Source organism: uncultured Brachyspira sp. (assembly GCF_910578695.1).
In the GTDB taxonomy this organism is placed as follows: Bacteria; Spirochaetota; Brachyspiria; order Brachyspirales; family Brachyspiraceae; genus Brachyspira.
Window position 1 is genome coordinate 1 of the sequence record NZ_CAJTQJ010000032.1, and the last position, 21522, is coordinate 21522.

The following is a 21522-nucleotide window of genomic DNA, read 5'->3' on the forward strand; positions in this document are numbered from 1 at the left end:
AATATGCATCTGAAGTGCTATTTTTGCATTATTAACTGTTTCTTCTAAAGTTCTTCCTGAACTTACACATCCGTCAAAATCATAAAATACTGCATTATATCCTGATTTGGCTTTATATATATTCGCTGTAAATGTTTCTAAATTAGTTTTCATCATAATGATAAATATAAGCGTATAAAAACAATGCTAAATTATTTTCTAAGTTTTATACCTGATTGTTTTTCTATGCTTTTTAGTGTTCCAATATCTAGCTTGTCACTTTTCTTATGATAAGAAATTGTAACTCTGCCTTTCTTATTATTATGTTTAAATTGTTTATGGCTTCCACTTTGAGTAACTTCAAACCAGCCATTTTTTTAGAAGTTTTATAACTTTCATAAAACATATTCTATATATTTTATTATATGCATATTCTCTCCTTTAAGTAAAATTTATACACATAATATATTTACTATCAATACTAATTTGTTAAAAATAAAAAACCTGACTTACATTAAAAAATATAAGCCAAGTTTTTTATTATAAAATATCATTAAAAATTACAGAGACGATAAAACTTCCTCTATACCTTTTAATTTATCTTCAAACTCTTTTTTCTTTCTTTTTTCAGTGTCAATAGCTTCCTGTTTAGCTTTCTTCATAAAGTTTTCATTAGAGAGTTTTTTGTTTACAGTTTCTAAATCTTTTTTGTACCCTGCTGCTTCTTTTTCTAATCTTTTTTTCTCTGCTTCCAAATCTATTATACCCATAAGATTAACATTTATCTCACCGCCTTCAAACACTTTAACAAATGAGCCTTTATTTCTTTCGCTGTCTTTTGAAGAAATAATATTCAAAGACTCTGCAAGTGAAAGCGATGATATAATATCTTTATAGCTTTCAGAAGTATTTTTGAAATAATCTGAAGTACAGCGGATTATAATATCAAGTTTTTTATTAGGAGGCAGATTAAATGATGAACGGGAATTTCTTATTCCGGATACTATATCCTGAATTAAATTAAAATCTTTTTCTATATCTTCAAATATATATTTTAAATTAGATTTAGGATACTCTCTAATCATCAATGCTTTTGAATCAATATTATGCTTTGGTAAATTAGAATAAATTTCCTCTGTGATAAAAGGCATAAAAGGATGAATCATAGCCATTGATTCTTCAAGCACATATAATAATACAGCAATAGTTTTTTCTTTTTTGCTTTCATCTTTCAAATCGAATTTACTTATCTCTATATACCAATCGCAAAACTCATTCCAATAGAATTTATAAATAGTTTGAGAAGCCTCATCAAATCTATACTCTTTTAATTTCTGAGCTGCTGATTCTACAGCTTTCTGAAGCCTTGATAATATCCATTTATCTTTATTTTCAAGAATGCAGCTGTCTAAATCTTTTATATCAGCATTATCATCAATGTTTCCAAAAATATATTTAGCACTGTTGTAAATTTTATTAGCAAACTTTCCGCCCATTTTGAAAAGCTCTCTGTCAAGCCAAATATCCTGTCCGCCTAATGAAGTTATAAATGACAAAGTAAATCTGAATGCATCAGCTCCATACTCATCAATAATTTCTATAGGATCAATACCGTTTCCTAAACTTTTAGACATTTTTCTTCCGATTTTATCTCTTATAAGTCCGTTAAGATAAACATCTTTGAAAGGAACATCATTCATAAAATGAGTTCCCGCCATAATCATTCTGGCAACCCAGAAGAATAATATATCATAGCCTGTAACAAGTGCTGAAGTAGGATAAAAATATTTTAAATCCTCATTAATATAAGGCCAGCCTAAAGTAGAGAAGGGCCATAGCCAAGAAGAAAACCAAGTATCAAGCACATCCTCATCTTGATGAATATTTCTGCTTTTACATTTAGAGCATTCTGTAATATCTGTTTTTGAAGCCGTCATCTCCCCGCATTCATCGCAGTACCAAACAGGAATTCTATGCCCCCACCATAATTGTCTGCTTATACACCAATCTCTAATATCTGTCATCCAATGATTATAAGTATTAATCCATCTTTCAGGATAGATTTTTATATTGCCGTCATTAACTGCCTTATATGCTTTTTCTGCTAAAGGCTTCATCTTTACAAACCATTGATCGCTGTAATAAGGCTCTACAACATTATGACATCTGTAACAATGCCCTACCTGATGCTTAATATTATCTTTGCCTGCAAATGCCCCAAGTTCTTCAAGTTCTTTTATAATTAAAATTCTTGCTTCTTTTACAGTTTTGCCTTGATAATTAGAAGGCGTATTTTCATTGAATGTGCCGTCTGCATTAAGTATATTTATTATTTCTAAATTATGTCTTTGGGCTATAGCAAAGTCATTAGGATCATGTGCAGGAGTAATTTTTAAAGCCCCTGTACCAAACTCTTTATCTACATAAGTATCTTTTACAAGTCTTAATTTTCTGCCTGCTATAGGAAGTATTAAAAAATCATTTTCAGTAAGATATGCATATCTTTCATCATCTGGGTGAACAGCTATTGCAGTATCAGCCAAAATAGTTTCAGGTCTTGTAGTAGCTATTTCAATATACTCATCTTTTCCTTCTATCTTATATTTAATATGATACAAAGCACCTGCAACTTCTTCATGTTCAACTTCATCATTAGCCAAAGCAGTACCGCAGCTGGTACAGTAATTAATAAGATATTTTCCTCTGTATATTAAGCCTTGATTATAAAGCTCAACAAATACTTCTCTTACAGCATTGCTAAGACCCTCATCAAGAGTAAATCTTTCTCTATCCCAATCGCAGGAACAGCCTATTTTCTCAAGCTGCTTGATTATAATAGAATGATGTTCATTAGCTACTTCCCAAGTTTTTTTTACAAATGCCTCTCTTCCTAAATCATATTTATTTCTGCCTTCTGCTTTTAATCTTCTTTCAACAACATTCTGAGTAGCAATACCTGCATGATCAGTTCCCGGCATCCATAAAGTACATTTCCCAAGCATTCTATGAAATCTTATTAATATGTCCTGAAGCGTATTATTAAGTCCGTGCCCCATATGAAGTACGCCTGTAACATTTGGAGGAGGTATGACTATAGAATATGGTTCTTTATTTTTATCTATAACAGCATGAAAAAATCCGTTTTCTTTCCAGAAATTATATAATTTGTCCTCAATGTTTTTAGGAGTATAAGCCCCTTCTAAAGTATGTTTCATATTCTTTTCCTCCATTTTTATTTAATTATTATTTAATTATAAATCAAAATAAAAATTGATTATATTATTTTTATTAAGTTATCTCATTTTTATATACTAATACATATTTTAATAATGCTATAGTTATATTTAAGAAAAGGCAAAATAAAAATATTTAAATAAAAAATTTCTTTATATTTTATACTATATATAATATTTTTCAATTATTAATTTTTATATACGAAATATAGAATCTATTGATATTTATTTTATGATATATTAGAATAGCCGCTGATAAATTATTTGTATTTTCGGAGTAAAAAATGTCTAAATTAATAGATAAGAAATTAATTGATTATATTAATGAAGTTGATAGTTCTCTGCCTGCTCCCGGAGGAGGAAGCGTTATGGGAGTTATAGGAAGTTTGGCTTGTGCTTTGGCTGGAATGGTAGGACATCTTACTGTAAACAAAAAAAAATTTTCTCAATTGAGTAAAGAAGAACAGGATTCTTTTAATAGTGCTTTAGAAAAAATAAAAGAGATAAAAACATATTTAACGGATATAGCAGATAAAGATGCTGAAAGTTTTAATATGTTTATGGAAGCTATGAAGATGCCTAAAAATACAGAAGAAGAAAAGTATAAAAGAAATTGTGCTTTATCTGAGGCTTCAGAAAAATCAATATCAGTTCCTTTTAATGCTTTGAAATACTGTTATGATTTAATACCGCTTTTTGATATTATATTAAAATATGGAAATAATGGAGTTATTACTGATATTCTTAGTGCTTATGTTTTAATATTTGCATGTGCCAAAGGATCTGTATTAAATATAAATATTAATATGCCTTTTATAAATAATGATGCCTTTTTGGAAAATATAAAATCTAACAGTATTCAATATATTAAAGAAATAGAAAATAAATTCTACAGTATAGAAAATGAAATATCATTATTTAAAATATAGTATTTTTTATACGACATTCTAATTTTTCTTTTATATTGATATTTTATTTATATTATGATAAACTTCATAGCATAGCAAGGATTTATAAAATATATATAATAAAATATAATTATCTTTTATTATTAATATTTTGATTTAATTATCTGAATTATTTTTTAACTAGAAAATATTATAATAAAAATATATTTTATTCTTTGATATATCTTTATAATTTTATTCTTAAAAATCTCCTTGTCCTTAAAAATAGGGGTATCAAATGAGTATAATAACTAAACATATAATATCTTTAAGCGAACAGGAAAAAGAAAAAATTAAAGAATTCATAAAAGATGAAAGTAAATCAAAAAGACTAATTTCTAGGGCTAATATCATTCTGGCATTAGACGAAAAAAATAAAACAGGACTTACTCATACTGATATTGCTAAACAGTATAATGTTACATATCATACAGTAGTTAATATCATTAATGAGTATATAAAATCAGGACTAGATGAAACTCTTACATATAAGAGAAACCCTAATAGTAATAGAAAAAAGAAATATACTAATTAAAATAAATAATATTTCTATGTACGGGATAATTTATTTTCTGAAATTATTTTTAATACTCTCGCACATGATAAAATATCAGGCTTCATATCCTTAAACATATACTCTGCATTTTCATATACATTACTTGTTAAATTAATTCCAAAGTCAATACATTCATCAATATTTCCAGTCATAACTAAATCATCAGTAATTACAATACCTTTAAAACCTAAATCTTTTTCTAATATATCAGCATATTTTCTGGACATACTAGCAGGATATTTATCATCTATATATTTATTTTTTATATGAGAAACTAAAACCATCTCAGCTCCTGCCTCTATTCCTTTTTTAAAAGGCAGAAATTCTTTTGAAAGCAAATCATTAATAGTTTTATCAATATTCGGAAAATCATTATGGGAGTTAACTGCTGTATCTCCATGTCCAGGAAAATGCTTTAATACGCTTATTATTCCTGCATCTTTTTGAGCTTTAACTACAGCATATACCATATCCGATACTATATTAACATTTGTAGAAAAACTTCTATTATATATGTATGAATTAGTATCATTAGGTATATCGCATAATGGTGCTAATATCATATTTATACCCATATCTAATAAAAACTTTGATTTTTGATATGCTATATCATATGCATACTTTATACTATTTAAATCCCCTATATCTTTAGGAGAAATATCTTTAAATTTATCAAAATTTATGCGATTAACCTCGCCTCCTTCCTGATCTATAGAAATAAGCATATTCGGATTAACATATTTTCTTAAATCAGAAGTAAGCTTCTTTAATTGCTTTTCATTTTCTATATTATAACTAAATAGTATAACTCCCATTATATTATTATCTTTAAGTATTTCTATAGTTTCCTTTGAAAGTATTTTATCTTTAATACCGACCATTAATAAAAGTCCTTTTCTCTCTTTTTCATCCATTTCATAAACTTTATCTATATAATAAGATAAATCAGAATAATCTTTTTTTAATTTCTCTATATACATATTTTCATCAGATATATCTGAATCAGCTTTACATGCATATATAAATAATAATATTAAAAATATTATGCTTTTTATAATCGTTTTATTAAATTTAATATTTTTGCACATACTTCTAAGTCCATATCATTAATATTATTTTCAATTATATTTTTTATATTCTTTATATTTTTATAATAACTGTTAGAAAAAACATTTATTCCATAACTAATTATATTTTTATTATCATTAATATAATCAGTCATTATAATGCCTTTAAACTTCATATCTTTAATAAGAAAATCTTTATACTTCAAAGCATTTTTTATATTAGACATAACTATAATATCAGCATTTGCCTTTATACCTGCTAAAAATGTTTCTCTATTATCAATAATATTTTTTATTTTTTTATCATATAATTTATCATCTATATATAACTTATCATCTATATATAACTCATCATCATAGTATTTTGGAAAATATTTTAATGCTGTTATAAGTCCTGCATCTTTTTGTGCCTTTACTGTTTGATATATAAGCCTAGAAGCTAATATTTTATCACTTGTAAATATATTTTCTTTTAGATGAGATTTTTCATTGCAATATGTATTGCATATAGGAGATAATATCATATTAATGCCTATAGATTTTAACTTTACTGCCCTTTCATAAGCTATTTTGTATGCATACTCCTCGCTTTTTCTCTCGCCTATATAACTAGGATAAACTTTAAATTTCTGATGATAAAATATGCTGTAAGAAGCTTTATAATCCTGATCCAATGCTATAAATATTTTTCTATTAATTTTTCTTTTTATATCTTTTATTAACTCAAATAGCGAATGCATTTCTAAATTATCAATATTTATAATAATGCCTGATATACGGCTTTTATTTAAAACATTTATTAGATTTTCATCATAGTTTTTTACAGATATTATGCTCATTATTTCTTTAGCATTATTAATATTCTTTAAATCTATTTTTATATCTTTATTAAAATTAAAATGAGTGATGAATAAAAAAGACAATACAAAAAATAGTATTAATATAATTGAAATAATATAAATCATTATTTTTGATTATTATAAATAAAAAATATTATATTCTTTGATATTATATCATAATTTCATAAAAAATACTAGCCATTACAGTAGGTAGCTTCGCAATAGTATTTCTGCATAGTATTACATAGTATTACAGTGTACATAAACGAATGGTATGCAGCTTAATACTTATTATAGAAAATAAAAATATTTATTTTACATTTAAAACTTATTTTGTTAGTAATTAGTAAACTATAATCTGCTTAAACATACACTTATATATTCTATATTATTATAAATTCTCTTTCAAAAGATCATAAAGTTTAATCATAGCTATAGCAATTTCCTCTGGAATGTCTTTTTCTGTGTTTATATAATATATATAAATCCAACCTGAAGAATCCTTAGAAAATTTTTCAAATATATTATTAATTTCTTCATCTAATTTTTTTATTTTTTTTATTGTTCTTTCATTTTCTGTATATATTCCAAAATGAAAATCTATATCCGTACCATTATTATTATTTTCCAAGATTACATTGGCTTCATTTATAGTTTTAAATTCTATATTATGAGGATATTTATTTTTATTAACTATTCCATTTAAAATTTCTTTTTCAGCTAAAAAAGTATAAGATTTTGATTCACCATTCTTTTTTAAGTAATCTAAAACTTTTTGAGTAAACTCAATATGCGGTTTAGCTTTTATAGACCATTCTTTTTCATTAATAATATCTATAACACTATTAAATATTTTTTTGTATTCCTCAGCATCTTCCACTGTTTGTATATCTTCAAAAATATTTTCTTTCAATAGTTTTCGTATTTTTTCTTTTGTCATATCAATCTCCTTTGTATTATTGCCTAGCATATTGGCATTATGTATAGTCTGTATCATAGCAGATTTTAAAAGCCTATAATCTTTTATATATTTATTGTCATTCTCTTTAAATAAAATATTTTCTTTATGAAAAAAACAATATTTTTCATTTTCTAAAATATTCTCAAGCCATAAAGCTATATCGCAATGTTTTAATGTTTTAAAATTATCCCCAAGTTCTTTTCTTACATTTGAAGATAGGCTATTTTCATTAGGTTCATTTCCATAAGGCGTTAAATAAATAATATATATATTGTTATAGATATCTTGATTCTTTTTATAATAATCATTTAATTGATTAGGCTGATCTGAAGCATATATTTTATTTTCTATGATAATTGCAAAGTCTTTTTTATAAGATATAAATAAATCCATTCTTCTTCTGTATGCATATTTTTCTCTTTTTATATTTATATCTGAATGATTTATTTTTTCTAATTCTTCAATACTCTTTAACCCATAGTAATCCCATTTCAGTTTATTATTTAAATAAATTAGAAAGTCTTTAACAAAACTTAATTTAGTACCTTCATACTCTATATTTATTTTAAGAAAATTGGCAAGTAAATTACTATTATAGTTCTCATATCTTTGTAAATTTACTGCATCAAATATACAAAACTGAGGAGGATATTTTTTCATTTCCTCTTTTACTTCTTCTATTATTGTTTTAATTTTAGGAAAGATTTGATTTAATATATTTGTCTTTAATTCTTCTTCCTCTAAAAATGATTTATGTATAGATTTTATAGTATTTTCTACCGCATTATATTTTTCTTCTTCATCTTTTTTGAATTCATTTATTAAAGCTAATAGTGTATTTTCAATAATTTCTGTATTCATAGTAATAGTATACTAAAAGAATTATATTTTTACAATCTGTATTAAATATAGAACAATAAAAAGATGTGAAATTCTATAATGCAATCCCAAAAATAAAAATTGCACTTTTTCACAATACTATGATATATAAAAAAAATTAAAATTATTATGATATTAATCAATAAGATTTTTTACTTCGTCCCAGCTTAATTTATTTATATCACCCATAGAATCACCTACTACAGTATCAATCAATAAACGCTTTTTATTTTGAAGCTCTAATATCTTTTCTTCTATAGTGCCTCTTGTGATGAGTTTATAATTAGTGACAACTCGTTTCTGCCCTATCCTGTATGCCCTGTCAGTAGCCTGATCTTCAACAGCAGGATTCCACCATAAATCATAATGCATTACTGTATCCGCCTGCGTCAATGTAAGTCCTGTACCTGCTGCTTTAAGGCTTAGTAAGAATATAGGTGCTTCGCCTGCATTGAATCTATGAACTAAATCCATTCTGTTTTTCGTAGCACCATCCAAATAAAAATAATCTATGCCTAATTTCTTGAAAGCCGCCCTCATAATATTAAGCATTCTTGTAAATGAACTAAATACCAATACATTATGTCCGCCTGAAACAGCTTCTCTAATCATCTCTATAAACATATTAAATTTGCCGCTTGTATGACTTTCACCTCTTAAATCATCATGCATAAGTCTTGGATGGCAGCAAACTTGTCTTAATCTTGTCAATGCCGAAAATATTTCTATATGAGACTGAGCAAAACCTTTTCTTTTTACAGTTTCAAAAATCTCTATTCTGGCAGCTTCAAGTATTGACATATAAAGTTCTTTTTGATCTTTAGTTAAATCGCAATAGCTTACAACCGTATGTTTGGGAGGCAGATCTTTTAATACATCAGTTTTTAATCTTCTTAATATAAAAGGTGCTATTCTAGTTTTTAAATTATCTAAAGCCTCGCTTGAACTATCCAATCCTGCAAGTATAGGAGCTTCATAATCTTCAACAAAATCTTTATGCTTTCCCAAAAATCCGGGCATAAGAAAATCAAACATAGACCACATCTCGCTTATACTGTTTTCTATAGGCGTACCGCTTAATGCAAGTCTTTTCAATGATTTTAAACTTTTCACCATTTTAGCATTCTGGGTATTGGCATTTTTTATATGCTGTGCCTCATCTAATATAAGATAATTAAACTGATTCTCACTCAATGCCTTTACATCCCGTCTTAATACAGAATATGATATCACAGCAGCATCATAATTACTTACCGACTTAATCTTTTTCATTCTTGTTTTTAAATTGCCTGATAATACTATAACTTCAAGAGAGGGAGCAAATTTTTTTATCTCGCATTCCCAATTAGCAACGCAGGAAGTGGGGGCAACAATCAAAGAAGTAAGATTATTTCCTTTTTCTTTTTCTTTTAATATAGCAGCTATAGTCTGAAAACTCTTTCCAAGCCCCATATCATCAGCAAGTATTCCATTCAATGACATGTCCGCCAATTTCCTAAGCCATTTATAACCCATTAACTGATAGCTTCTGAACTCTCCTGCTATATCTTTAGGAGGCGTTTCATCATAATCAACTTTTTTTATATTTGCTATTGTATCTATTGAATTATCATCTAAATCCAATTCTATACCGCTATGTTTCTCAAGCATATCAGCAAAATAAGGAGCACTGAACATAGGAAGCAAATACCTATTATTTTCTTTCTGTTCTATAGGATTTTCTTTGAACATTTTAGCTATATAATCAATTACTTCCAAATCTATAGGTACGAATGAACCGTTCTGAAGCCTTATATATTCCTTATTTTCAACTTTTACAGCCCTTATAATATCCGATAAATCACAAAGTTCTTTAACGCCCTCAAAAGAAAAATTAATCTCAAAGAAATTAATATCTTTAGTTAAAGAAACTCTCATTTTTAAAGGCTTAACATTCAATTTCAATGATTTAAAAGATTCGCTGTAATAACAAGTCCAGCCCCTATCCTGAAGAGATGGAAGTATTTTATAGCATAAATAAAATATCTTCTCATCATCAGAAGTAGCAAAAGTATAATCCCCTACCTTATCCAAGTATTTAGATAAAGTTCTGCAGAAATACTCTTCTTTTTCAGTATCTCTGTAAATCTCTGTAACCTCATTATCGAACATATTGCTGCTTGTAAACTTTCCTGAATAAGGATCAATAGTAAAAGAGCCGTATTTAAACTTGATAGTAGAAAATACATTAGTGCCGTCATAATCCAAAAATACTAATGCCTGAGCAGGAAAAGCTAATATATCATTTTCTTTTATATCTTCAGGAAGCTCTATATTATCAAAATCTTTTTTCAAGTTAGGAAGCACTCTTGAGCAGAAATCTTTTATATAATCTTTTCTTACTACTATACTGTCTTTAAAAATATTCTTTTTGATTTTAGGGTACGAAGGATTAGTTTCATAAAATATATCCTTATAAAGCACAAAGCCGCAGTTTTCTCCAAATGTATAAACTCTATTCAAATCAATATCTTTAATACTCAAATTAAGAATCAAATCTTTATCTTCATTATAGCAGCTTTCTAACTGCAAATTTAAAATTTCATCGCTGAATGTAATTACTCTGCTTTCAAGCCTTATATTAGAAACATCTTTTAATAAAAGCAGGCATTGATATGCATCATAGTCTTTAAACCATAACTTGCCATTTTCCTGCAGCTGTTTAGCTTCAGCATATAAATTATTCAAAAATCTTATAAATTTAGCTTCTGCCTTGCTGAAATCTTCAAGTTCTATTATTTTTTCATCATCTTCTATATTCTGCTTGTCTCCGATAACGCACGAAAATAAAAAACTTTCAAGCTCCCCTACTCTATATTCTTTTTTATTTTCTAAATCTATTAATTTTAATGAAAGTCCTAAAACTCTTTCATTACTGCTGTCTCCTCTTAAAGATAATAATACTGATAAACTGTAATATTCTCTATAAAGATTATCCCTATAATTATCCATTAAAGGAGATCTTGTATAATAAAGCCAATCTTTGCGGGAAAGATCTATTATTTGTGAATGTTCTTCTTTTTTATTTCTGTCTATTCTTTTATTATCGCTTTCTGTTATTATAATGCTGTTTGCTATAGTTTTTATAGATGCCTTTGCAAGCTCATCATTTTCTTTAATATTTGCATTTAAGTTTAAAAAAGGATTATCATTTTCTTTAATTTTCTTTTTAGACTTACCCCTAGTATTCATTCCCATAACCTTACTATATTTATACACATTATTTTTAAACGCCTTTTATAATAAGATAATTATTAAAAAAGTCAATATTTTATAATGTATAAAAAAACATGATTTTTAATAATATGCAAAAATAAATACATTGTTTAATATTATGATAACTAAATTATGTTAATATAAAAATTATTTTTCATCAAAGTATAAATTTAAGAATATTAAATATTCTGCAAAAAAAAAACCGCACTAAAACAGTGCGGAAAGATGAACCGGTGACGGGTTTCGAACCCGCGAATGCAGGAATGAAAATCCTGTGTGTTAAACCTCTTCACCACACCGGCATATATAAAAAATATCTTACTTAATATGAGCCAAGAAGGGTTCGAACCTTCGACAACCGCCTTAAAAGGGCGATGCTCTACCGACTGAGCTATTGGCCCGTTTATTTTTATATTCAATTAAATGTTTGTATATATTACAATATTATTATTTTTTTGTCAAGCATTAAATATATTTTTTTTATATTATAAAAATATATTCCAAGGACTGAAAGAAGGAAGTTCTGCCTCAATATAAACCTCTTCATCTCTAGTAGGATGAGGAAACTTTAAACTCTTAGCAAATAATGCCAAAGGAACATCATCTCTGTCATATTTTATATAGCTTCCGTACTTTCTATCTCCGTATATTGCATGCCCTATATTAGAAAGCTGAACTCTTATCTGATGAAATCTTCCCGTTTCTAATTCTATATTTAATAAACTTAAATTCTTTGTTATATCTTCTTTTAAAACATTATATTTTAATTTGGCTATTTTTGCATTCTTTGTATTTTTAAAAACTACCTGAGCAATATTTCCTAATTTATTTTTCTTTTTTATAAGATAATTTTCAAGTTCCGCCTCTTTATCTAAAAGTATGCCATTAACAACAGCATAATATTTTTTTTCAAACTTTCTTTCTCTTATATATTCGCTTAGTCTTGCAGCTGCCTTTGATGTTTTAGCAAATACAATAACTCCTGATACAGGTCTGTCAAGTCTATGTACAAGTCCTAAAAATACATTTCCTTTTTTATTATATTTTATTTTTATATAATCTTTTATATTGTCAAAAAAAGAAACATCTCCTGTTATATCGCCCTGAACTGGTATATTGGCAGGCTTTATTGCTGCTATTATATGATTATCCTCATAAATAGGACTTATATAACTATTAAGTTCTTTTTCAAAATCCATACTATTTAATTTCGATTTATTTAAGAGTTAAGAATATATAAGGAATATGCCGAGTCAGGGAATCGAACCCTAGACACAAGGATTTTCAGTCCTTTGCTCTACCTACTGAGCTAACTCGGCAAGTGAAATTTATTATAGCATACTAAAAAAAAATGTCAACTATTTGCATAAAATTATTACAAAAAATATGTTTATAGGTTTATACTCATATAAATATATTTTGACAAACATCATCATTAAATATATAATAAAAATTATTTTTTAGCAGGTAATTAATTATATGACAAAAAAGAAAGACAGAATAATAACATTTTCATTTGCTGTTGTAATTATAATTTTAATAAATGCAGTATTAAGTCAGTTCACTCCTATGATAGATTTAACTAAAGATAAAATTTACTCTTTAAGTAAGGAAAGCAGGAGATTGGTAAAAAATTTAAAAGAACCTATGAGCGTAAAATTTTTTGTTACTCCGAATCTGCCTCCTCCTTTTTCTACTTATGAAAGATATATAAAAGATATATTTGAAGGATATAAGAGTGCAGGAGGAAAAAATATAAGTTTTGAAGTTATAGATGCATCAAAGCATTCTGATTTGGCTAATAAATATAGAATAAATCCTACGCAAATAAGCGTATTAGAAAAAGATCAAACTCAGACTAAAATAGCATATATGGGACTTTCATTTATATACGGAGATTCCATAGAAACGATACCTTTTATTCAATCGACAGAAGGCTTGGAATATAATATAGATACAATTATAAGAAAAATGATGGATAAAAATGACAGACTTGCAAGACTAGAAAATAATTTAAATGTATATTATATATCATCAAAGGAAATATATGAGCTTCTTCCTATAGGGGCAATAGAGCTTATACCTGATTCTATAATGCAGGCTGTAGCTGATGCCAATAAAGATTTAATGAATAAAGTAAGATTTATAAATATTGATATGTCAAATCCTACCGCTGAAGATGAAGAATTATTAAAAAAGATTAATATAAAAAAAATAGAATGGAATGATATAAAAGATAATGAAGGAAATATTGTAGCAAATAGAGGAAGTGCTTATTTTTCATTAGTTTTAGAAAATGGAGATGATATAAGAGAACTTTCAACTTCATATATATTATACGGGGCTTTCGATGAAATAAAAAATGAAATATCAAAAAATATAGACAGTATGCTTGGACTTAAAGCAACTATAGGATATGTACAAGGGCATGAAGAAGCTAATTATATAACAATACCTCCGCAGTTTGGAGGAAATCCTAATGATGCTTATAATAGCGTAAGCGAGTATATTGCAGAAATAGAGGCTAATTATAATTTTGAGCCTATTGATATTTCATTAAATAATATACCTTCAAATATAGATGCTTTAATTATTGCAGGAAGTAAAACTCCTTTCAGCGATTATGAATTATATAATCTGGATCAATTTATTATGAGCGGAAAACCTGTATTATTTATGTTAAACGGAGCAGAAATAAATCAGGATGATCCTAGTGCACAAATGTACGGACCGAAACTTGTAGCTGTTACAAACAGACTTAATGAAATACTTGATAATTACGGCTTTACAATAGCAGAAAATATGATATTTGATGATAATTCATATAAAGCACAGTTACAGCAGAATATGCCTGAACAGAAAATGTACTATATACCTTTAATAGCTGCAGAAAATATTAATTCTAAAAGCGATATTACAAAAAGCATTAATGTTATGCTTGCACCTATTTCATCAGAAATTATATTAAACACTAATAATACAGATATAAAAATTACTCCTCTAATTTATACCAGCAGTAAAAGCTGGACAGAAACGGAAAACTTTACAGCATCTATGGCAGGTATGCCTTCTGACAGCAGTAAATTATCAAAGAGATTAATATCTGCAGTTTTTGAAGGTAAGATGAATAGTGCATTTCAAGAAAAAGAAATTCCTTTATCAGAAAATTCTAATAATAATATTAACAGCAGTATAAACAGAATAAATTCCACATCAAGCGGAAAAGTTATAGTATTAGGTTCTTATGAAATTGCTAAAAATAGTGCTTATGCAGCAAATAAAATATTTCTTATGAATGCTGTTGATTATATGGTCGGCAATACAGGACTTATGAGCATAAGAAGAAAAGGGGCTGTATTTAATCCGCCTTATCAAGTACCTGAAACTGTTAAGCTTTTGGTAAGAATAATAAATATAGTTATGCTGCCTATTGCTATTATAGTATTCGGACTTATGCTATGGAATTCTGATAAAAAAAGAAGAAAAGATATATTTAAAAAGTTTAACAATGAAATTTCATAAATATAATGCTTTCTATTTTATTATTTTTATTGAAACTTTACATTTAAAATTATTTAAGTATAATAAATCTTTAAAATATTTGTAAAAAAATAAATATACTTTTATATAAAATGTTGGAATATATAATGGCTAAAAAAAATAATACTGTATTTGTATGCGATAACTGCGGAGAAAGTACTATTAATTGGATGGGTAAATGTCCGTCATGCGGTTCTTGGAATAGTTTAAAGCCTTTTACAGAACCAGCAGAAAATACTAATAAATCTATAAAAGAAAGAACTTCATTATCATCAAATAATGATAAAGCAGTATTAACATCTTTAAAAAAAATAAAATACAATAATAGTATTAGAATATCTACAAATATAGATGAACTTAACAGAGTATTAGGAGGAGGAATAGTTCAGGGAAGCGTCATACTTATAGGAGGAGAGCCAGGAATAGGAAAGTCTACGCTTCTATTACAAACTGCATCTAATATTGCTGAAAATGAAAAAGTTTATTATTTCACAGGAGAAGAATCTCTTGAGCAGATAAAATTAAGGGCGGACAGACTCGCATTAGAATATAAAGATTTTTTAATATCTTCAGAATCTAACTGCGATAATATAATAAATACTTTATTAGATGATAACCCTTCGCTTGCAATAATAGACTCTATACAGACAATATATAGTCCGTCAGCTAACAGTATAGCAGGTTCTCCTGCACAAATAAAAAACTGTGCATGGGCTTTAATGCAGACTGCAAAATTAAAAAACATAACTATATTTCTAGTGGGGCATATTACAAAAGAAGGTACTATAGCAGGACCTAAAATACTTGAACATATTGTAGACTGCGTATTATATTTTGAGGGAGATGATAAGGGTATATACAGAATATTAAGAGCCGTGAAAAACCGTTATGGTGCTATTGATGAGGTTGGAATATTTGAAATGGCTGAAAAAGGCTTGACAGAAGTAAAAGATCCTTCAATGGTATTTACAAGAGGAATAAATGAACCTGTATTTGCTGGAAATGTTATAACTCCTGTAATAGAGGGAAGCAGAGTATTTTGCGTAGAGCAGGAAGCATTAGTAGGAAGCAGCGCATTCGGATATCCTAGAAGACTTACAATAGGCTATGATCAATACAGACTGCTTATAATAATAGCAATATTAGAAAAAAGAGCATATCTTAATCTTTCAAATCAAGATGTGTATATTAATGTAGCAAACGGACTTAATGTTAAAGAAACGGCAAGCGATTTAGCAATAGCAATGGCAATAGCATCAAGTATGTCTGGAATATCCATTCAAAGAACCACATCTTATATTGGAGAATTGGGGCTTTCAGGCGAGGTAAGGCCTGTAAGATTTATAGAAAGACGAATTAAAGAGATGAAAAAATTTTCTGTAAAAGAAGTATATATATCTAAAAGGGCTTTAAAAGAAGTAAAAAATATAGATAATATAAAAATTATAGGCATATCGCATATAAGCGAAGCTGTAAAAAAACTTGGTATAGGTAATATATGATAAAAAATACTATATAATTCCTATATATTATAAACTTAAAGGGCTGATTTTGAAAAATAAAACTACTGAATTTTATAAAAAATTTAAATACTGCATACCTTCAAATAAAGAAATAGCAGAAAAAGAAGAAAGCATATTAGAAAATATAATAAATATGTCAAATAAAGATTTAACTGCTTATATTAGACAATATATAGTTAAATTAACTTATTACAAAAAAAATTTTTTAGACTTAGAAACTTCAGAGCTTATAGCTAAAATACTTATAGAAATAGGCTTTATATTAAGAATACAATATATTGATTATTTAAAAAATACAGAAAATAATACATTAAATAACAATGATGAAGAGATAATTAATCTATCAAAAATGATACAGCTTCTTGTATATGAAATAACTACAATAATATCAAGTAAGGAATATGAAATAGATAATATATTTGATAATTTAGATGCTTTAAAATCAGATACAACAATCGGACATATAAATAGAATATTCATTACGAATATAGAAGCCATAAATTTTTTTAATAATAAATTAAATCACGGAGCTGCAAGCAGACTTAGAATTGATTTTAAAAAAAATTATTATAAATTTTCTGATAGAATATATCAAAGATATCATTTGATTAATAATGCAAATACTTTAGATTCAAATGTAAAATTAGGTGTAAGAAAAATAGAAAATTATACAATTAATGATGCTGCTATTGGTATTTTAATTCACGATATAAGTTTGGACAAAGAGAGAGATTATATACCATTACCAAATGAAGAAAAGGATAATCATTCAATAAAGGATTATGCTTTTGCTAAATATTTTATGAGAGGAAATGAAGGAGCTGTATTAACTGTTTCTTTGCATCATGAATATTATAGTTATGGATACGGGCTTTTTACAGAATTATATAAAGCTGCTTTAAGAAGAAATCCAAATCATGAAATAGAATATATAATATCTTATGATTATAAAGATATATTAACATTACAAAGTCTTACATATTTACCAGCAAAAATTTTAGAGGTAATTGATGTTTATGATACTTTAACAAAAAGTATGAATAAAAATCCAAAAGAGGCTGTGCTTTTTATGAAAGAAAATTTCTTAGAAAAATATATAAAGATTGATCCGATAATCACAGATTCATTTATAGATTATCTTAAAGAAATAAAAAAAATAAAGTTATAATATTAAAAATAATTCCCTATGATTTCTTTTAGTCCCTCTTTATCTAATTTATACATTTTTAAAAGCTCATTTCTTTTGGCAGTTTCAAAAAATTTATCAGGCAGGGCATGAATTTTTACACTCTTATATATTTCATTATCAGACATTAATTCTAATACTGCACTTCCAATGCCTCCTTTCTTTATATTTTCTTCAATAATCAAAATTTTATCAGATTTTCTAATCATATTTAAAATAGTTTCTTCATCAAGAGGCTTTAAAGTAGAAAGATTTAACAAAGCAGTATTTAAATTAATCTCATAAACAGCATCATATATATCAATAAGTGTCTGTCCGTAGCTTATTATAAGATTATTACTGTTTTCAAAATCTCTTACAATATGAGCTTTTCCTATCTCAAAATTATCAGATACAAGATTTTCTCTTAATTCTCTAACAGCCGATTTATTATATCTTATAACTGTAGGTCCTTTATATTCTATAGATTTTTTCACCATATCTTTAAAATCTTTTTCACCTACAGGGGACATAATAGTAATATTGGGTATAATTCTAAGAAAAGATATATCAAATACTCCTTGATGAGTATCTCCGTCTTCAGGTACAAGCCCAGCCCTATCTATCATAAGCTTAACATTAGCATTCATTATTCCGATATCATGTATTATTTGATCATATCCTCTTTGTAAAAATGTAGAATATAAAAAAACAAAAGGTATTATACCATTTACAGAAAGCCCTACAGCAAAAGTAATAGAATGCTGTTCGGCTATGCCTACATCAAAAAATCTGTCTTTAAAAAGTTCTGCATATTCGCTTAATCCTGTTCCTGATTCCATAGCCGCAGTTATAGCTACAATATTTTTATTTTCCTCAGCAGCTTTTATAATGGATTCGCCTGCAATATTAGAAAAAGTTTTTGAATTAGATTTATTTTTTAATTCTCCTGTTTCAATATCGAAAGGTGCTATGCCATGAAATTTATCAGGATTTTCTTCAGCTATTTTATAACCCTTACCCTTAACCGTATTAACCTGAACTAATCTAAGTCCTCTCATAGATTTTACTTTCTGAAATGTATCTATTAATTCATAATAATTATGACCGTCTACAGGACCGAAATATTTAAATCCCATTTCTCTGAATGCAATACCGGGAGTTAAAAAAGTTCTGACAGCCTCTTTTCCTCTATTTATAAATTCATTAGCAATATCTCCGAAAGGCAATGCAGAAACAAGTACTCTTAATTTCTCAGATGCATCATGAACTAAATTATCATTTAATGTATTATTTAAAAATTTAGATACGGCACCAATATTTTTTCCTATAGACATTTCATTATTATTCAAAACTATTATTATATCTCTGTCAGTGTTGGCAATATTATTCATAGCCTCTAATGCCATTCCTCCAGTCATAGCACCGTCCCCAATTATGGCTATAACATCTCCTGTATCATCAGAAAGTTCTTTAGAAACTGAAAGCCCATAAGCAAATGATAATGAAGTAGAAGAATGTCCTGTTTCTTCAATATCATGTTCGGACTCGATTCTTTTAGGAAAGCCCGATAATCCCCCATAAGTTCTTAAAGTATTGAATTTATCTTTTCTCCCAGTAATGATTTTATGAGTGTATGACTGATGTCCTACATCAAATATAAAGGCATCTTTAGGAGAATTAAATAAATAATGAAGCACTAAAGTTAAATCTACTACTCCTAAATTACTTCCTAAATGTCCTCCTGTATTAGATACATTTTTTATTAAAAATTCTCTTATCTCAGAAGATAATAATATTAATTCTTCTATACTTAATTTTTTTAAATCATACGGACTATTTATATCTTCTAAATACATATATAACCTTAAAATTAATTTAATGAATAAATTATAACCATAAAACATTTTATTTCAATACAGCAAAAATATATAAAATATAATTTTTTATTCATAATAATTTACAATAAACTATATTGAAAAAATTTAAATATAAAACTAATAAACATAATTAAAACAATTATAACTAATATTTTAATAATACTATCCAATAAACCTCCGAAATGAGGAGGAAAGAACATAGGAAAATCTAAAAAATGTCTGCTATGAGGCGGTATATGTCCTATATGATGAAATGCACAAGATATGAATAAAAAAGAAAATAATGTTAAAAAATAAATTTAAACATAAAATATCCTGCTTAATTTTTATATATTATTAGACGAACAATAATATAAAAAAGTTTCTAAATAAATTTTAATAACTATTTATTTTTTTATAAAAAAGCTATATTATTACAAACATATTAAGTTAATCATATAAACAAACTTGGCTGGACTGCTTTATTAGAAGTTACTATTTTAGGAAATGATTCTAAAAATTATATTGAAATAGTAAAACTGCTTCTTTCTCATGGTGCTGATAAAAATATCAAAGACAGAGAAAGGAAAAACTGCTTTAGATAATGCTAGAGAAAGAGGCTTAAAAAATATTGAAGCTATATTAAATTAATAATTATACTCCAAAGATAATTCAAATATATGCTCTAAAACTTCATCAGTTTTAAATGGTGCATAATAATTAAATGTTAAATTAAAATTATTAACATTAAATAATAATTTTGTATTAAATTCCATTTTATACTTTGGAGAATGTGCAAAATAAGTTATAAAGTTAATTAAATTATCTAAAAAAGACATATAAAGACCTACAGAATAAAATGAATGACTGTTTTCATAAAAATATTCTATGTAAGGGTTTAATATGAAATTGTAATTATATATAAAATTATAATTAACACCTAATAAAGATTTTATATCATTAACTGTTTTTCCAATATTGTTTTTACTTAAAATATTATAAGTAACATTTCCATAAAGTTTTAAACCTATATCAAATATATATGAAGCCTCAAACCCAAGCATTAAATTATTTTTATTAGTTAAATCATAAGTGTATTTAGTGATACCCATTAAACCTAAATGAGAATCAGAATATTTTAAATAATACCAAACCTTATAATAATTTAGTTCTTTTAATAAATCTATTGACTTAGTATCTGTAATAAAGCCTATTGAATGAGTTATATTATTTTGATATATATTAAGCTCTGTATTATATAAAGAATTAAAATCATTATATAAAACACTTTCATCAACAAACATATATTGTCTGTTAAAACCTTCTCCAAAATGAAATTTTCTTTTTCCTATATAAAAACCAATAATATCATTTATATAAGTAAATTGAACTTCATCAAAAATAAAACTTGCATAAACTTTATTATCGCTTTTTTTTATAATGTTTCCATTATCAAAAATAATATCTCTGCTTTCTTTTGTATAAATTCTAACAGCAGGCTTAAATGAAAAATAATAATTATTGTTTATATATTCAAAACCTAAATAAAAATAAGTATCATTACTGAAAATTGAATTAGGTATATAATCAGTTTCTTTTAAATCTATATAATTAAAACTTGTATTAAAACCAAATTTAGGATTAATGTCGGCAAAAATCGAACTAGACAAAACAAATATTATAATAATAAAATAATTCAAAAATTTCATTATATAAATA

13 protein-coding genes, 3 tRNA genes and 1 pseudogene are annotated in these 21522 nt (G+C 26.4%); 5 read left to right on the plus strand and 12 right to left on the minus strand.

Going from position 1 to position 21522, the window contains the following annotated elements; all coding sequences use genetic code 11:
• Window positions 1-191 precede the first annotated feature (191 nt).
• Window positions 192-344 (minus strand): annotated as a pseudogene (locus tag QZ288_RS08785) (type II toxin-antitoxin system HicA family toxin); the annotation flags it as partial.
• Window positions 345-539: 195 nt separating this feature from the next.
• The gene (locus tag QZ288_RS08790; protein WP_295157836.1) at window positions 540-3194 is read right to left on the minus strand and encodes a valine--tRNA ligase; all 2655 of its coding nucleotides are present in this window, start codon (window positions 3192-3194) and stop codon (window positions 540-542) included.
• 302 nt (window positions 3195-3496) lie between these two features.
• Between QZ288_RS08790 and QZ288_RS08795 the strand changes: the two genes are divergently transcribed.
• Both QZ288_RS08795 and QZ288_RS08800 read left to right on the plus strand, forming a co-directional pair.
• Window positions 3497-4141 (plus strand): cyclodeaminase/cyclohydrolase family protein, encoded by a 645-nt coding sequence (locus QZ288_RS08795; RefSeq protein WP_295157839.1) that lies wholly within the window; start codon window positions 3497-3499, stop codon window positions 4139-4141.
• A gap of 256 nt (window positions 4142-4397) precedes the next feature.
• Window positions 4398-4694: a helix-turn-helix domain-containing protein gene (locus QZ288_RS08800; protein ID WP_295157842.1), complete on the plus strand. Its 297-nt coding sequence runs from the start codon at window positions 4398-4400 to the stop codon at window positions 4692-4694.
• Between the two features lie 14 nt (window positions 4695-4708).
• On the opposite strand, the gene QZ288_RS08805 is transcribed toward QZ288_RS08800, so the two are convergent.
• The 8 genes from QZ288_RS08805 to QZ288_RS08840 all read right to left on the minus strand — a co-directional run bounded on the left by QZ288_RS08805 (window position 4709) and on the right by QZ288_RS08840 (window position 13035).
• On the minus strand, window positions 4709-5803 hold the full coding sequence (locus tag QZ288_RS08805; protein WP_295157845.1) for a glycoside hydrolase family 3 N-terminal domain-containing protein: 1095 nt from the start codon (window positions 5801-5803) through the stop codon (window positions 4709-4711).
• The gene (locus QZ288_RS08810; RefSeq protein ID WP_295157848.1) at window positions 5767-6747 is read right to left on the minus strand and encodes a glycoside hydrolase family 3 N-terminal domain-containing protein; all 981 of its coding nucleotides are present in this window, start codon (window positions 6745-6747) and stop codon (window positions 5767-5769) included. Before QZ288_RS08810 ends, QZ288_RS08805 begins: the two co-directional genes overlap by 37 nt.
• Before the next feature lie 265 nt (window positions 6748-7012).
• The gene (locus tag QZ288_RS08815; protein WP_295157851.1) at window positions 7013-8443 is read right to left on the minus strand and encodes a PD-(D/E)XK nuclease family protein; all 1431 of its coding nucleotides are present in this window, start codon (window positions 8441-8443) and stop codon (window positions 7013-7015) included.
• A gap of 153 nt (window positions 8444-8596) precedes the next feature.
• Window positions 8597-11692, minus strand: coding sequence for an SNF2-related protein (locus QZ288_RS08820; RefSeq protein ID WP_363322951.1), 3096 nt, complete (start codon window positions 11690-11692; stop codon window positions 8597-8599).
• A gap of 252 nt (window positions 11693-11944) precedes the next feature.
• Window positions 11945-12018 (minus strand) — tRNA-Glu (locus tag QZ288_RS08825).
• 26 nt (window positions 12019-12044) lie between these two features.
• A tRNA-Lys gene (locus tag QZ288_RS08830) sits at window positions 12045-12117 on the minus strand.
• Between the two features lie 84 nt (window positions 12118-12201).
• The gene (locus tag QZ288_RS08835) at window positions 12202-12915 is read right to left on the minus strand and encodes an RluA family pseudouridine synthase (protein WP_295157856.1); all 714 of its coding nucleotides are present in this window, start codon (window positions 12913-12915) and stop codon (window positions 12202-12204) included.
• A 47-nt stretch (window positions 12916-12962) separates the two neighbouring features.
• A tRNA-Phe gene (locus QZ288_RS08840) sits at window positions 12963-13035 on the minus strand.
• Window positions 13036-13195: 160 nt separating this feature from the next.
• On the opposite strand from QZ288_RS08840, the gene QZ288_RS08845 reads away from it, so the two are divergent.
• The 3 genes from QZ288_RS08845 to QZ288_RS08855 all read left to right on the plus strand — a co-directional run bounded on the left by QZ288_RS08845 (window position 13196) and on the right by QZ288_RS08855 (window position 17947).
• On the plus strand, window positions 13196-15238 hold the full coding sequence (locus QZ288_RS08845; RefSeq protein ID WP_295157859.1) for a Gldg family protein: 2043 nt from the start codon (window positions 13196-13198) through the stop codon (window positions 15236-15238).
• A 125-nt stretch (window positions 15239-15363) separates the two neighbouring features.
• Window positions 15364-16758, plus strand: a complete 1395-nt coding sequence (gene radA, locus QZ288_RS08850; RefSeq protein WP_295157862.1) for a DNA repair protein RadA — start codon at window positions 15364-15366, stop codon at window positions 16756-16758.
• A 49-nt stretch (window positions 16759-16807) separates the two neighbouring features.
• Window positions 16808-17947: a hypothetical protein gene (locus tag QZ288_RS08855; RefSeq protein ID WP_295157865.1), complete on the plus strand. Its 1140-nt coding sequence runs from the start codon at window positions 16808-16810 to the stop codon at window positions 17945-17947.
• Window positions 17948-17949: 2 nt separating this feature from the next.
• Here QZ288_RS08855 and dxs read toward each other — a convergent pair whose 3' ends face one another.
• Both dxs and QZ288_RS08865 read right to left on the minus strand, forming a co-directional pair.
• Window positions 17950-19803 carry a 1-deoxy-D-xylulose-5-phosphate synthase gene (gene dxs / locus QZ288_RS08860; RefSeq protein WP_295157868.1) on the minus strand — a complete coding sequence of 618 codons (1854 nt, stop codon included), beginning with the start codon at window positions 19801-19803 and terminating at the stop codon, window positions 17950-17952.
• 647 nt (window positions 19804-20450) lie between these two features.
• Window positions 20451-21512: a hypothetical protein gene (locus QZ288_RS08865; RefSeq protein WP_295157870.1), complete on the minus strand. Its 1062-nt coding sequence runs from the start codon at window positions 21510-21512 to the stop codon at window positions 20451-20453.
• Window positions 21513-21522 lie beyond the last annotated feature (10 nt).

Coding starts and splice junctions, on each gene's coding strand:
- QZ288_RS08865 (WP_295157870.1), bottom strand. CDS start 21,512: ATGAAATTTTTGAATTATTTTATTATTATAATATTTGTTTTGTCTAGT.
- QZ288_RS08805 (WP_295157845.1), bottom strand. CDS start 5,803: ATGTGCAAAAATATTAAATTTAATAAAACGATTATAAAAAGCATAATA.
- QZ288_RS08845 (WP_295157859.1), top strand. CDS start 13,196: ATGACAAAAAAGAAAGACAGAATAATAACATTTTCATTTGCTGTTGTA.
- QZ288_RS08835 (WP_295157856.1), bottom strand. CDS start 12,915: ATGGATTTTGAAAAAGAACTTAATAGTTATATAAGTCCTATTTATGAG.
- QZ288_RS08795 (WP_295157839.1), top strand. CDS start 3,497: ATGTCTAAATTAATAGATAAGAAATTAATTGATTATATTAATGAAGTT.
- radA (WP_295157862.1), top strand. CDS start 15,364: ATGGCTAAAAAAAATAATACTGTATTTGTATGCGATAACTGCGGAGAA.
- QZ288_RS08800 (WP_295157842.1), top strand. CDS start 4,398: ATGAGTATAATAACTAAACATATAATATCTTTAAGCGAACAGGAAAAA.
- QZ288_RS08815 (WP_295157851.1), bottom strand. CDS start 8,443: ATGAATACAGAAATTATTGAAAATACACTATTAGCTTTAATAAATGAA.
- QZ288_RS08820 (WP_363322951.1), bottom strand. CDS start 11,692: ATGAATACTAGGGGTAAGTCTAAAAAGAAAATTAAAGAAAATGATAAT.
- dxs (WP_295157868.1), bottom strand. CDS start 19,803: ATGTATTTAGAAGATATAAATAGTCCGTATGATTTAAAAAAATTAAGT.
- QZ288_RS08790 (WP_295157836.1), bottom strand. CDS start 3,194: ATGAAACATACTTTAGAAGGGGCTTATACTCCTAAAAACATTGAGGAC.
- QZ288_RS08810 (WP_295157848.1), bottom strand. CDS start 6,747: ATGATTTATATTATTTCAATTATATTAATACTATTTTTTGTATTGTCT.